Origin of the sequence: Burkholderia metallica (genome assembly GCF_902832845.1) — a bacterium.
Lineage (GTDB): Bacteria > Pseudomonadota > Gammaproteobacteria > Burkholderiales > Burkholderiaceae > Burkholderia > Burkholderia metallica.
The window spans coordinates 1,075,388-1,088,599 of sequence record NZ_CADFDB010000001.1; the positions used below are offsets into that span (position 1 = coordinate 1,075,388).

Below are 13,212 nucleotides of genomic sequence, written 5' to 3' on the forward strand. Positions count from 1 at the left end.
CGATGCGCGTCCGCCGGCGGCCCGCCGCCGTCTCCGTCACCGCCGTCGCGTTCGCGGCCGCCCTCGCCGGCTGCACGGTCGGCCCCGATTACCGGCGGCCCGACGTCGACACGCCGGCCGCGTGGCGGCTCGATCCGGCGGATGCCTATTGGCATCCGGCCGCGCCGGCTCGCGCGCCGCTCGACCCCGCCTGGTGGACTGCGTTCGGCGATCCTCAGCTCGATGCGCTGGAAGCCGAAGCGCTGCGCAACAACCAGACCCTGAAGGCCGTCGCCGCGCGCTACGACCAGGCGAAGGCGACACTCGCGTCGGTCGCATCGGCGCAGTATCCGGCCGTCGGCCTGAGCGCGAGCGGCCAGCGCTTCAAGATCTCGGCCGACCGGCCGCAGACCAACTACGCGACGCAAAGCATGTCGACCGTGCAGAACGACATCCAGGTCGGCGCGGCCGTCAGCTACGAGCTCGACCTGTTCGGCCGCGTGCGGCGCAGCGTCGAATCCGCGCAGGCGACCACCGAACAGGCCGGCGACGATTTCGCGAACGCGCGGCTGGTGCTGACCGCCGATCTCGCATCGAGCTATTTCGCGCTGCGCGAATTCGATGCCGAGATCGACGTCGTCAAGCGCTCGATCGAGCTGCAGCAGAAAGCGCTCGACTACGTGAGCGCGCGCCACGACCTCGGCGCGGTGTCGGGCCTCGACCTGCTGCAGCAGCGCTCGCAGCTCGACGCGACGCGCACGCAGGCGCAGTTGCTGCTCCAGCAGCGCGCGCAGGTCGAAACCGCGATCGCGACGCTGGTCGGCACGCCGGCCCCCGCGTTCTCGATCGCGCCGCGCGTCGTGCCGATCAACGCGCCGACGCTGCCCACCGGCGTGCCGAGCGACGTGCTGCAGCGGCGCCCCGACGTCGCGTCGGCCGAGCGCGCGATGGCCGCCGCGAACGCGCAGATCGGCGTCGCGCGCGCCGCGTATTTCCCGCGCATCACGCTGTCGCCCGACATCGGCTGGGATGCGACGCGCTTCGCCGGCCTGTTCACCGTGCCGGCGCTGCTGTGGTCGGTCGGCGGGTCGCTCGCCCAGCCGCTGTTCGAAGGCGGCAAGCTGAAGGCCGGCGTCGATTTCGCGCAGGCGGGCTACGTCGCCGCGCAGGCCGGCTACCGGCAGACCGTGCTCACCGCGTTCCAGGAGGTGCAGAATGCGGTCACGGGATTGTCGATGCTCGCCGACGCCGCGCAGCAGGCGGCCGCGGCCGTCGACGACGCGCGCAAGCTCGTGTCGCTCGCGCAGGATCGCTACGCGGGCGGGCTGACGCCGTTCATCGACGTGCTGACGGCCCAGCAGCAGTTGCTGACGAGCGAGCGGCAGGCCGTGCAGATTCAGGGCCAGCGCGCGGCGCTCGTCGTGTTTCTCGCGAAGGCGCTGGGCGGCGGCTGGGACGGGCATGCGGCGAGCGGCCCGGCACCGGCCGAGGTCGCCACTGCGGCCCCGGCGTCGGCCCCGGCGCACCCGAGCCCTTAACCGGATTACCCGGACAACGGATTCGAACATGAAAGTCCTGATCGTCGAAGACGAACCGAAAGTCGTCGAATACCTGAAGAGCGGCCTGACCGAAGAAGGCTGGGTCGTCGACACCGCGCTCGACGGCGAGGACGGCGCGTGGAAAGCCGTCGAATTCGACTACGACGTGGTCGTGCTCGACGTGATGCTGCCGAAGCTGGACGGCTTCGGCGTGCTGCGTGCGTTGCGCGCACAGAAGCAGACGCCCGTCATCATGCTGACCGCGCGCGACCGCGTCGACGACCGCGTGCGCGGGCTGCGCGGCGGCGCCGACGACTACCTCACCAAGCCGTTCTCGTTCCTCGAACTGATCGAGCGGCTGCGCGCGCTCACGCGCCGCGCACGCGTGCAGGAATCGACGCTGATCTCGATCGGCGACCTGCGCGTCGACCTGATCGGCCGCCGCGCGACGCGCGACGGCACGCGGCTCGACCTGACCGCGCAGGAATTCCAGCTGCTCGGCGTGCTCGCGCGGCGCAGCGGCGAGGTGCTGTCGAAGACGACGATCGCCGAACTCGTGTGGGACGTGAACTTCGACAGCAACGCGAACGTCGTCGAAACGGCGATCAAGCGTTTGCGCGCGAAACTCGACGGCCCGTTCGCGGACAAGCTGCTGCACACGATCCGCGGCATGGGCTACGTGCTCGAGGCGCGCGAGGACGGCGACACCGAGAGGCCCGCATGAAACGCTCGATCGTCCTGCGGTTGTCGGCGATGTTCGGCATCGTGTCGCTGCTCGTGTTCACGCTGGTGGGCTGCGGGCTGTTCGTGATGATGGAGCGCCAGCTGTTCGCCGAGCTGCGCGCGACGCTCGACACGCGCACCAAGGTCGCCGAGATGATCGTGTCGCATGCGCTGACGGCCGAGCGCGGGCGTCTCATGCAGGAAAAACTCGCCGATCTCGAACCGCCCGACGGCTCGACGCGCTACCAGGTCGACAGCACGAACCCGGCCTTCCGCTTCGGCAAGCCCGTCGACGGCGTGCCCGTCGGCGAGCCGTTCGGCGCCTTCCAGCGCTACGCGCTGAACGACAGCAGCTACGACGTGATGACGAAGACCGTCACCGTGGCCGGCAACGGCGAGCGGCCGACGCTGCGGCTGATCGTCGCCAGCTCGTGCGAACGCACGCAGCGGATGCTGCGCCGCTTCGGCTGGACGCTTGCCGGGCTGATCGCGATCGCGACGATCGTCGCGCTGCTGCTGAGCCGCGCGGTGGCCCGCTTCGGGCTCGCGCCGCTCGACCGGCTGTCGCAGGACGCGTCGGCGATCAGCCTCGCGAACCGCCACCAGCGGCTGCAGACCGACGCGCTGCCGGCCGAGCTGCGCGAGCTTGCCGCGTCGTTCAACGGCGCGCTGGAACGCATCCAGCAGACCTACGCGCGGCTCGAGGCGTTCAATGCGGACGTCGCGCACGAGCTGCGCACGCCGATCAGCATCCTGATCGGTCAGACCCAGGTCGCGCTGACCAGCCGCGACCGCACGGTCGAGCGGATGCAGCAGACGCTGCAGTCGAACCTCGAGGAATTCGAGCGGCTGCGCGTGATCATCAACGACATGCTGTTCCTGTCGCGCAGCGACCGCGGCGAACGCGCGACCGACCTGAAGGACGTGTCGCTCGCCGACGAGGTGCGGCGCATGCTCGACTTCCTCGAAATCCCGCTCGACGAGGCGCAGTTGCGCGCCGAGCTGCACGGCGACGCGCGCGCGGCCGTCGATCCGTCGCTGTTCCGCCGCGCGATGACGAACCTGCTGATCAACGCGATCCAGCATTCGGCGCCCGGTGCGACGATCGGCGTGACGATCGTGCGCCGCGACACGCTCGTCGAAGTGTCCGTCGCGAACCCCGGCGAGCCGATCGATCCCGCCCGGCGCTCGCACGTGTTCGAGCGCTTCTACCGCCTCGAGGAAGCGCGCGCGAACAGCAAGGAGAACCACGGGCTCGGACTGTCGATCGTCAAGGCCGTCGCCGAAATGCACGGCGGCAGCGTATTCGTCGCGTGTTCGGGCGGCATCAACACATTCGGTTTCTCGGTCTCGACGAAGCCCTGCGCGGGCGGCCCGCTGCGGCCGGCCGACGTGCACGACACCCGGCCGGCGCACGCGCCGCGCGCGTTGCACTGACGACGGCCGGCGCCCGCGCGCCGCCGAGGGCAGTTTTCTTCAATACGGGCCGGTGCGGCTTCCGTAGTCTCGATGCGACTTTCGATCATTCGCATGGAGACATCCAATGAGCATGCTGGTTTCGATGGCCGCGTTCGCGCTCGCCTCGTCGATCACCCCCGGTCCCGTCAACATCGTCGCGCTCAGTGCGGGCGCGCGTCACGGCCTCGGCGCGAGCCTGCGCTATGCGGCCGGCGCGACGCTCGGCTTCGTCGCGCTGTTCCTGCTGATCGGCCTCGGGCTGCACGCGGCGCTCGCGCGCTGGCCCGTGCTGACGACCGCCACGCAGTGGTCGGGAATCGCGTTCCTGCTGTATATGGCGCTCAGGCTCGCGCTCGATGACGGCCGGCTGTCGGCCGCCCCGGACGTGGCCGGCCCGTCGGCGGCGGCCGGCGCGGCGATGCAGTGGCTGAATCCGAAGGCGTGGCTCGCGTGCGTGGCCGCGATGGGCGCGTATGCGGCCGATGGCGACCGTGCGCAGGTCTGGCAGTTCGCCGCGCTGTATCTCGTGATCTGTTTCGCGTCGATCGCGTGCTGGGCGTACGCGGGTGCGTCGCTGCGGCACCGGCTCGCGAACGCGCGGCGCATGCGCGTGTTCAACCGACTGATGGCGCTGCTGCTCGCGGGCAGTGCGCTCTTGCTGCTCGACGTGTAGCGGGTTGGTCGCTCGGTTCGCCGCTTGGCTTGTCGCTCAGTTCGTCGCGCTGCGGTACTGGCCGGGCGTCGCGGCCGCGATGCGCCGGAACGCGCGCTGGAAATGCGCCTGGTCGGCAAAGCCCGCGTCGAGCGCGACGTCGGCGATCGGCCGGCCGCGACGCAGCTCGGTGCGGCCGTACTGCACGCGGCGATCGATCAGGAACGCATGCGGCGTCATGCCGTAGCGTGCGTTGAATGCGCGGATCAGGTACGACGGCGACAGGTCGGCCGCTGCACAGATCGCATCGAGCGTGACGCCCTCACGGCAATGGGCGGCGATGTAGTCGGCCGCGCGCGCGAGTCTGGCGTTGTCGTCGCCGGCGCGCGGCGTGGCCGGCTCGCGATCGAGCGCGCCGTGCAGCGCGGTGAAGAATTCGACCGCCGCGCTCTCCTTGCCGAGCGGATCGACGCCGGGTGCGACGAGCGTGCGGTAGAAGCCGCCAAACTGCGCGAACAGGTCGCGCCGTTCGGTCAACTTCGTCGAAAAGCCGTGAAAATCGCCGTTCGGGTCGCGACCCAGCGAATGCTGCAGCCGCGCGAGCCACGGCACGTCGACATAGACCATCCGGTAGGCCCACGCGTCGGGGCCGTACGGATTGCACGCATGCACCTGCTCCGGATCGATGATCACCAGCACGCCGCGCCCGACGTGCGCCTTCGTCGCGCCGTTCACGTAGGTGCTCGTGCCGCCGACGATCGCGCCCACCGAAAACGTGTCGTGCGTGTGCTTCGCGTAGCAGATCGCGCGACCGTCGTCGACGGTGCGCGCCTCGATGAACGGCAACGCGGCATCCCGCCAGAACGGCGACGGATCGACGGATCGGTTGGCGGTACGGCTCACGCGGCGGGCTCCCGGTTCGGACGGCGAACGCACACCGTACAAGACTGCGGGGCGCCGCGCAACCGGATCGCAGGTTCGCAGCTCCGAAGCCGTTTCGCGCCGTTTCGCCTAAGCTTTGAATTTCATCCGCCGCGACAGCCGCGGCGGTTCCCGTTCACTCCTCTTCCGTCACGCTCATGCACATCGATCTGAAAGGCAAGACCGCGGTCGTCACCGCCTCCACCGCCGGTATCGGGTTCGCGATCGCCGAAGGGCTCGCGCGCGCCGGTGCGCGCGTCGTCGTCAACGGCCGCAGCGACGCGTCGGTCCAGGCCGCGCTCGCGCAACTGCGCGCCGCCGTCCCCGACGCGGATTTCGACGGCATCGCCGCCGACCTCTCCGATGCGGCCGGCGTCGCGCGCATCACGCAGCACACGCCCGCGGCCGACATCCTCGTCAACAATGCGGGCATCTACGGCCTGAAGGCGTTCTTCGACATCGACGACGCCGAATGGGACCATTATTTCCAGACCAACGTGATGTCCGGCGTGCGCCTCGCGCGGCATTACCTGAAAGGGATGATCGAACGCAATGCCGGTCGCATCGTGTTCATTTCGTCGGAATCGGGCCTGAACATCCCGGTCGACATGATTCATTACGGATTCACGAAAACGGCGCAACTGTCGATCGCACGCGGCCTCGCGAAGCTCGCGGCCGGCACTCGCGTAACGGTCAACTCGGTGCTGCCGGGGCCGACGATGTCGGATGGCGTACGGGCGCTGCTGAAGGAAACGGCCGACGAAACCGGCCGCAGCATCGACGACGTGGCCGTGGAGTTCGTACGCAGCCAGCGCGCAAGCTCGATCATCCAGCGGCCGGCGACGCCCGAGGAAGTCGCGAATATGGTGGTCTACGTGTGCTCGCCGCTCGCTTCGGCGACGACGGGCGCCGCGTTGCGGGTGGACGGCGGCGTGGTCGACACGATCGCGTGACGACGGGCGGGCAAGGCCGCCGCGCTAGCGCGACGCGGCCTTGGCTTGCTGGAGCACGCCCTTGCGGTCGGCGTTCATGCAGGAATCGAAGCCGTGCTGGGTCACGACGCCGGCCTTGTCGAACACGACGAAATACTCGCGGTGATCGTGGTCGTGTTCGATGAAGTAGTTGTAGCAGACGCCGCTGCCGTTGCGGACCATCCAGACGCTGCGCGGATTGCCGGCCGCGCGGACGACGTCGGCACGCGTCGCGCCATGCCGCGACGCGGCCCGCGCAAGCGGCGTGCGCGAGTACGAGAACGGCAGCCACGAGTCGAACCACGCGCAGCCGTGCAACATCAGGCAGCTGGCGGCCAGGGACAGCGTCGCTGCGGGACGGGCAAACGGAATCAATCGCATGCTTGGGAAATCTGCTGCGCCGTGCCGGCGCGATCGAAAACCCCATGCTACTCGACCTTTGGGTCCGGATCGAAAAGAAATGTAGAGATCTTTATCCGAATCGCTGCATTACAGGCTTGCGCACCCGCCGGATCGTCGCCCGCCGCGGCGGCCGATATGCGCCTGAACGCGCGTCGTCATGCGATCCATTCGGCCCACAGCATCGTCAGCACCGTCATCAGCGCGGGGCCGACGAACAGCCCGATCAGGCCGAACGTCTCGGCGCCGCCGAGGATGCCGAACAGCACGAGCAGGAACGGCAGCCGCGTGGAGCCGCCGATCAGCACCGGCCGCACGAAATGCTCGGCCACGAACACGACGACGAACCCGAGCACGGCCACGACGATCGCCCACATGGTCGCGCCCTGCACGAACAGCCAGAGCGCCGCGCCGCAGAACACGACGGGCGCGCAGAACGGCAGCATCGCGGCGACCGCCGTGACGAGGCCGAGCAGCGCCGCATGCGGGACGCCGGCCAGCGCATACGCGATGCCGAGCAGCGCGCCCTCGCCGAGCCCGACGACGACGAGCCCCGTCACCGTGCCGAACACGGCCGCGACCATCCGTTCGATCAGCTCCGCGCCGCTGCGTCCGAACGCGCGCCGCGCGCCCTGCAGCAACGCGCCCGACAGCTTGTGGCCGGCGCGCAGGATCACGAACAGCGTGACGAGCATGAAGCCGAATTCGAGCAGCGCGTGCGCGAGCTTCGTGCCGAACTGCCGCCCGAACGCGATGAATTTCTCGCCGTTGACACTGTGCATCGCGGTGGACGCGTGCAGCGGATGGCCGAGGTTGGCCTGCCACCATTCGGTGATCTGCGCGGCGCCGTAAGGCAGCCGGGCGACCACGTCCGGCACCGGGATGCCGTTGTCCTGGATCGTGCGCAGCCACTCGCGCAGGTCGTGTACCTGCGCGACCGCCTGGGTGGCCGCGACGGCCACCGGCAGCACGACCAGCAACGAGATCCCCGCCGTGATCACGATCGCGATCAGCGTCGGACGATGGCGGAACAGCCGGTGCGACTCGAAGCGTCCGAGCATCGGCCACATCGCGATGGCGATCACGCAGGCCCATGCGATGGCAGGAATGAAATCGCGGATCACCCACAGCGCGATCACCAGCAGCGCCGCATACAGCACGGCGCGGGACACCTGCTGCACGCGCGGGCGCGCGGCGGGCTCGTGAGACGACGGGACATGTGCGCTCATGACACCTCGGTCGAAATGAAAAAATGGCGGTTCGCGCAAGCCACCGGCCTGCACGAACCGCCATTCTATCCATCGGCGCCGAAAGGACGGCGCATATCGTGCGTGCGCCGCCCGGGCGCGATGCCCGTTCAGGCCACCTTGTCGGCGGTCCGGTAACGTTCGAGCCAGTGCGCGTACGGCGCGGGCAGCGTCCACGACGGGCGTTCGACGCCGAGCTGCTTGGCCGCGTAGTACGGCCAGTGCGGGTCGGCCAGATGCGCGCGGCCGACCATCACGAGATCGAGCTGTTCTTCCGCCACCACGCGGTTCGCGAGTTGCGGGGTGTCGATCCCCCACGCGGACGACACCGGCAGCCCGGCCTCGCGGCGCACGCGCTCGGCGACCGGTGCGAGGAACGCCGGGCCCCACGGAATCTGCGCGTCGGGCGTCGAGAAACCGACCGATACGCTCAGCATGTCGAGCCCTCCCTGCTTCAGCCGCTGCGTGAGCGCGATCGACTCGGCGAGCGTCTCTTCGTCGCGGCCGTCGTATTCGATCACGCCCAGGCGCGCGGTCAGCGGCAGATGCTCGGGCCAGACCTTGCGCACGGCCGCCAGCGTCTCGACGAGAAAGCGGCCGCGGTTCTCGGCCGAACCGCCGTATTCGTCGTCACGCCGGTTCGCATGCACCGAGAAGAAGCTCTGGGCGAGATAGCCGTGCGCGAAATGCAGTTCGAGCCATTCGAAGCCCAGGTCGCGCGCGCGCTTCGCCGATGCGACGAAATCGGCCTGCACGCGCGCGATGTCGTCGCGCGTCATCGCGCGCGGCGTTTTCGGCAGATGCGCGCCGAACGGCACGGCCGACGGCGCGATGGTCTGCCAGCCGCGCGGATCGCCGTCGGCGATATGGTCGTCGCCTTCCCACGGACGGTTCGCGCTCGCCTTGCGGCCCGCGTGCGCGATCTGGATGCCGGGCACCGCGCCGGCCGCCTTGATCGCCGCGACCGACGGCGCGAACGCTTCGGCCTGCCGATCGTTCCACAATCCGGCGCAGCCCGGCGTGATACGGCCTTCCGGCGACACGGCGGTCGCCTCGGCGATCACGAGGCCCGCGCCGCCGCGCGCGATGCCGGCCAGATGCACGTGATGCCAGTCGTTGACGACGCCGTCCTCGGCGACGTACTGGCACATCGGCGGCACCGCGATGCGGTTGCGCAACGTGACATCCTTGAGTTTGAACGGTTCGAACAGGGCAGACATCCACGACTCCTTTGCTTGGTACTGCAAAATGACTGGAAACCCGCCGTGCGGCATGCACGGCGAAACGATTCGGGCCGTCGCGGGTGCGCTTGCGCTGCCCCGCGACGGATAACGACGAGGCGCCGGCCCGGCCGGCGCCCTTGGCTCAACGGCGACCGAGCTGCGCGAGCAGCGCTTCGGCGGCGGGCTCCGACGACGCGGGGTTCTGCCCCGTGATCAGCAGCCCGTCGGTGACGACATGCGGCGCCCAGTCGGCGCTGCGCTCGAATTGCGCACCGTTGGTCTTCAGCATGTCCTCGACGAGGAACGGCACGACTTCCGTCAGTTCGACGGCCGCTTCCTCGCTGTTGGTGAAGCCCGTCACGCGCTTGCCGCGCACGACCGATTCGCCGGTCTGCGAATGCTTCACGTGACGCAGCACGCCCGGCGCGTGGCACACGGCCGCGACCGGCTTGCCGGCTGCGAGTGCGCGCTCGATCAGGCCGATCGAATGCAGATCCTCCGCGAGATCCCACAGCGGGCCATGGCCGCCCGGGTAGAACACGGCGTCATAGTCGTCCACGGACACGTCGGCCAGCTTGCGCGTCGACGCGAGTTCGGCCTTGGCCGCCGGATCGGCGTCGAAGCGGCGCGTCGCGTCGGTCTGGGCCGTCGGATCGCTGCTTTTCGGGTCGAGCGGCGGCTGGCCGCCCTTCGGCGACGCGAGCGTCAGCTCGACGCCCGCATCCTTGAACGTGTAGTACGGCGCGGCCAGTTCCTCGAGCCAGAAGCCGGTCTTCTTGCCGGTGTCGCCGAGCGTGTCGTGCGAGGTCAGGACAACCAGAATCTTCATGATCGGACACTCCTTCGAAAATGGGGGAACGGGTCGCGCGACCGGTATCGGCCGGCGCGGCGCGCCTGTCGGTTAGTCAGATACCGCGCGTCAACGTGCCGCTCGCGGGTCCAAAATACCGGACGATCCTATTAGACCAGTCGTCTAGGAACAATCCGAAAAAAACGACGGCGTCTCGTTGCACGCTCAGCATCGCAGCGCGATATGGCATTTTCGCGTCCGCGTTGCCCGAGCCGGAGGCGTCGTCGCATTCGTCAGGCCGGATGATATCCGCAGATTAGACCGGTCGTCTAGAGAACGCGGATTCATCCCTGCCCGTGTCATGGCCTTTTCGGCCGGGCGCGATCCGGCAACCTCCGCCACCGATCGCGCCCTGCCCGGATTCGTCGCGCCGGCTAACCGCGCAGCGGGCCGTCGGTATCGCCGGCTTCGATGACCGGCGCTTCGAGCCGATGCGCGCGTGTGCCGTCGTCCAGCCGCTTCAGCATCAACTCCGCGAGCGCGCGCCCCGACGCGTGCCCGGTCGGCTGCACGACCGCCGTCACGCGATACGGATGCGCGAGGTCCGGCGGCACGCCGTCATAGACGATCAGCGACACGTCGTGCCCCAGGCGCAGCCGGCTGTCCACGAGCGCCCGAAACGCGCCGCTGCCCGCGATATTGTTGTCGACCAGCAGCGCCGTCGGCCGTTCGGCGCGGGCAAGCAGCGCCCGCGCGGCCTGCAACCCACCGTCGTGCGTCAGCGGACACTCGACGAGCAGCGCCGGATCCGGCTCGATACCGGCTTCGCGCAATGCCGACAGATAGCCTGCGCGACGCTGCGCGGCAAAATTCAGCGCGAGCGGCGCACTGATCATCGCGATGCGCCGATGCCCGAAACCGGTCAGCCGACGGACCGCATCGCGTGCCCCCGCCTCGTTGTCGAAATCGAACCACGCGTACGGCTCGGCGGCTTGCGTGCGGCCGTACGCGACGTACGGAAACGCGCTCGACTGCAGGTACGCAATGCGCGGATCGTCGACCAGCGTGCGCGCGACGATCAGCCCGTCGACGAGTTTGCCGTCGACCATCCGCCGATAGGTGTCCAGTTCCGCATTCGGTCGCGCGGACGCGATGATGAAGTCGAGATTGCGCTCGGCCAGCCGCTCGGTGATGCCCGCGACGACCTCGCCGAAACGCGGATCGCCGAGATCGCCCGCGCCGAACGGATAGACGATCCCGATCACGTCCGCCCGCCCGGTCGCAAGCCGGCGCGCGGTCGGGTCCGCGACATAGCCCATTTCCCTTGCAGCCTTCGCCACGCGTTCGCGCGTCGCCTCGCTGACGTCGTCGTAACCGTTCAACGCGCGGCTGACCGTCGTGCGCGACAGCCCGAGCGCATCCGACAGCGCCTTCAGATTCACCTTCACCGTCGCGCCTCGCATTCGCCGGTCCGCCCGGCCGCCGTGAATCGGGTAATTATTTCCATTGGGTAAGCATTACCGTCAAATAAATATCTTTTGCGTTCCAAACCGGTTTGAAATAGCATCCAAACCGGTTTGGACATCGATGCCACCTTCTGCCGTTCCCTTTCACCGTCAACTGAAACAACGTCGAGATGACATACTTTCCCTTTTGCCGCGCGACCGCGGCCAAACGTTTGCTGTTCGCTGGCGCGGCACTGGCCGCCTTCGCGTCCGCTTCGTCCGTCACGCACGCGCAGAGCGCCGGCGCCCCCGCGCCCACCCCGCATACGCAGCAGGCCTACGATCCCGAAGGCAACTTCACGATGCGCTGGACCCGCGCGGACATCCGCCAGATCGTCGCACAGTCGCATACGGCGGGCGCCGACCGGAACTCGCTGCCGCAAGCACTGACGATGCCGGACATCCCGCAGGATTTCCCGCTGATCAATTCGAACGTGTGGGTCTGGGATACCTGGCCGCTGGCCGACCTGCGCGCGAACCAGCTCAGCTACAAGGGCTGGGAAGTGATCTTCTCGCTCACCGCCGATCCGCATGCGGGCTACACGTTCGATGACCGCCACGTCCATGCGCGCATCGGCTTCTTCTACCGCCGCGCGGGCATCCCCGCATCGCAGCGCCCGGCGAACGGCGGCTGGACCTGGGGCGGCCACCTGTTCCCGGACGGCGCGAGCGTCAAGGTGTTCGGTACCTCGCCGATGACCAACAACGCCGAATGGTCGGGCTCCGCGCGCCTCACGCACGGCGACAACGTCAGCCTCTACTACACCGCGACGTCGTTCAACCGCTCGGCGCCCGGCGGAGCCGACATCACGCCGCCGCAGGCGATCATCACGCGCGCCGACGGCCACATCCACGCCGACGACAAGCACGTGTGGTTCAGCGGTTTCGACGATCACAAGGCGCTGCTGCAGCCGGACGGCAACTACTACCAGACGGGCCAGCAGAACACCTACTTCTCGTTCCGCGATCCGTTCGTGTTCACCGATCCCGCGCACCCGGGCAAGACCTACATGGTGTTCGAAGGCAATACGGGCGGCCAGCGCGGCGCACGCACCTGCACCGAGGCCGATCTCGGCTACGCGCCGAACGATCCGTACAAGGAAGATCTCAACGCGGTGATGAATTCGGGCGCAGTGTATCAAAAGGCCAATGTCGGCCTCGCGGTCGCGACGAACCCGCAGTTGACGGAATGGAAGTTCCTGCCGCCGATCCTGTCGGCGAACTGCGTCGACGACCAGACCGAGCGCCCGCAGATCTACCTGAAGGACGGCAAGTACTACCTGTTCACGATCAGCCACCGGACGACGATGGCCGCGGGCGTCGACGGGCCGGACGGCGTGTACGGCTTCGTCGGCAACGGCATCCGCAGCGACTTCCAGCCGCTGAACGGCGGCAGCGGCCTCGTGCTCGGCAACCCGACCGATTTCTCCGCACCGGCCGGCGCACCGTATTCGCAGGATCCGAACCAGAACCCGCGCGAATTCCAGTCGTATTCGCATTACGTGATGCCGGGCGGGCTCGTCGAATCGTTCATCGATGCGATCGGCGCGCGGCGCGGCGGCACGCTCGCGCCGACCGTGAAGGTCAACATCGCCGGCACGTCGACGGCGGTCGACCGCGCGTACGGGCGCGGCGGGCTCGGCGGTTACGGCGACATCCCGGCGAACCTGCCCGCGACGGGCGCCGGCCACAACGACGGCCCGGGCACCCGTCCGTAACGGCTGCAGCGGGCACCGCCCGCAAGCAGTGAGGCGGCCCACATCGCGCGTGTCGCGTGCGCGCCGCCGTTTTTCTTCCGCAGATCGC

Annotated in this window: 12 protein-coding genes; 6 read left to right on the forward strand and 6 right to left on the reverse strand. The window is 68.8% G+C overall.

Annotated features, from left to right (window positions below; translation table 11 throughout):
- The first annotated feature begins 2 nt into the window (after positions 1-2).
- The 4 genes from HWX08_RS04735 to HWX08_RS04750 all read left to right on the forward strand — a co-directional run bounded on the left by HWX08_RS04735 (position 3) and on the right by HWX08_RS04750 (position 4,371).
- Positions 3-1,517: an efflux transporter outer membrane subunit gene (locus tag HWX08_RS04735; protein WP_174922581.1), complete on the forward strand. Its 1,515-nt coding sequence runs from the start codon at positions 3-5 to the stop codon at positions 1,515-1,517.
- 28 nt (positions 1,518-1,545) lie between these two features.
- The gene (locus tag HWX08_RS04740) at positions 1,546-2,241 is read left to right on the forward strand and encodes a heavy metal response regulator transcription factor (protein ID WP_021159240.1); all 696 of its coding nucleotides are present in this window, start codon (positions 1,546-1,548) and stop codon (positions 2,239-2,241) included.
- The gene (locus HWX08_RS04745; protein WP_174922557.1) at positions 2,238-3,677 is read left to right on the forward strand and encodes a heavy metal sensor histidine kinase; all 1,440 of its coding nucleotides are present in this window, start codon (positions 2,238-2,240) and stop codon (positions 3,675-3,677) included. Before HWX08_RS04740 ends, HWX08_RS04745 begins: the two co-directional genes overlap by 4 nt.
- Positions 3,678-3,783: 106 nt before the next feature.
- Positions 3,784-4,371 carry a LysE family translocator gene (locus HWX08_RS04750; RefSeq protein ID WP_174922558.1) on the forward strand — a complete coding sequence of 196 codons (588 nt, stop codon included), beginning with the start codon at positions 3,784-3,786 and terminating at the stop codon, positions 4,369-4,371.
- A gap of 36 nt (positions 4,372-4,407) precedes the next feature.
- Here the strand turns inward: HWX08_RS04750 and HWX08_RS04755 are convergent, their stop codons facing one another.
- On the reverse strand, positions 4,408-5,253 hold the full coding sequence (locus HWX08_RS04755; RefSeq protein ID WP_174922559.1) for an AraC family transcriptional regulator: 846 nt from the start codon (positions 5,251-5,253) through the stop codon (positions 4,408-4,410).
- Between the two features lie 176 nt (positions 5,254-5,429).
- On the opposite strand from HWX08_RS04755, the gene HWX08_RS04760 reads away from it, so the two are divergent.
- Entirely contained in the window at positions 5,430-6,224 is a 795-nt protein-coding gene (locus HWX08_RS04760) for an SDR family NAD(P)-dependent oxidoreductase (protein ID WP_174922560.1), read from the forward strand.
- Positions 6,225-6,248: 24 nt separating this feature from the next.
- Here HWX08_RS04760 and HWX08_RS04765 read toward each other — a convergent pair whose 3' ends face one another.
- The 5 genes from HWX08_RS04765 to HWX08_RS04785 form a co-directional block, all read right to left on the reverse strand.
- The gene (locus HWX08_RS04765; protein ID WP_174922561.1) at positions 6,249-6,623 is read right to left on the reverse strand and encodes a hypothetical protein; all 375 of its coding nucleotides are present in this window, start codon (positions 6,621-6,623) and stop codon (positions 6,249-6,251) included.
- 176 nt (positions 6,624-6,799) lie between these two features.
- The gene (locus HWX08_RS04770; RefSeq protein WP_174922562.1) at positions 6,800-7,870 is read right to left on the reverse strand and encodes an AI-2E family transporter; all 1,071 of its coding nucleotides are present in this window, start codon (positions 7,868-7,870) and stop codon (positions 6,800-6,802) included.
- Between the two features lie 128 nt (positions 7,871-7,998).
- Positions 7,999-9,108 carry an NADH:flavin oxidoreductase/NADH oxidase gene (locus HWX08_RS04775; RefSeq protein WP_174922563.1) on the reverse strand — a complete coding sequence of 370 codons (1,110 nt, stop codon included), beginning with the start codon at positions 9,106-9,108 and terminating at the stop codon, positions 7,999-8,001.
- A gap of 145 nt (positions 9,109-9,253) precedes the next feature.
- A complete protein-coding gene (locus HWX08_RS04780) occupies positions 9,254-9,940 on the reverse strand; it encodes a type 1 glutamine amidotransferase domain-containing protein (RefSeq protein ID WP_069259810.1) in 687 nt (228 codons plus the stop codon).
- A gap of 395 nt (positions 9,941-10,335) precedes the next feature.
- Entirely contained in the window at positions 10,336-11,364 is a 1,029-nt protein-coding gene (locus HWX08_RS04785; protein ID WP_174922564.1) for a substrate-binding domain-containing protein, read from the reverse strand.
- A gap of 173 nt (positions 11,365-11,537) precedes the next feature.
- Here HWX08_RS04785 and HWX08_RS04790 point away from each other — a divergent pair, with 173 nt between their 5' ends.
- Positions 11,538-13,124 (forward strand): glycoside hydrolase family 68 protein, encoded by a 1,587-nt coding sequence (locus HWX08_RS04790; RefSeq protein WP_069259808.1) that lies wholly within the window; start codon positions 11,538-11,540, stop codon positions 13,122-13,124.
- Positions 13,125-13,212 lie beyond the last annotated feature (88 nt).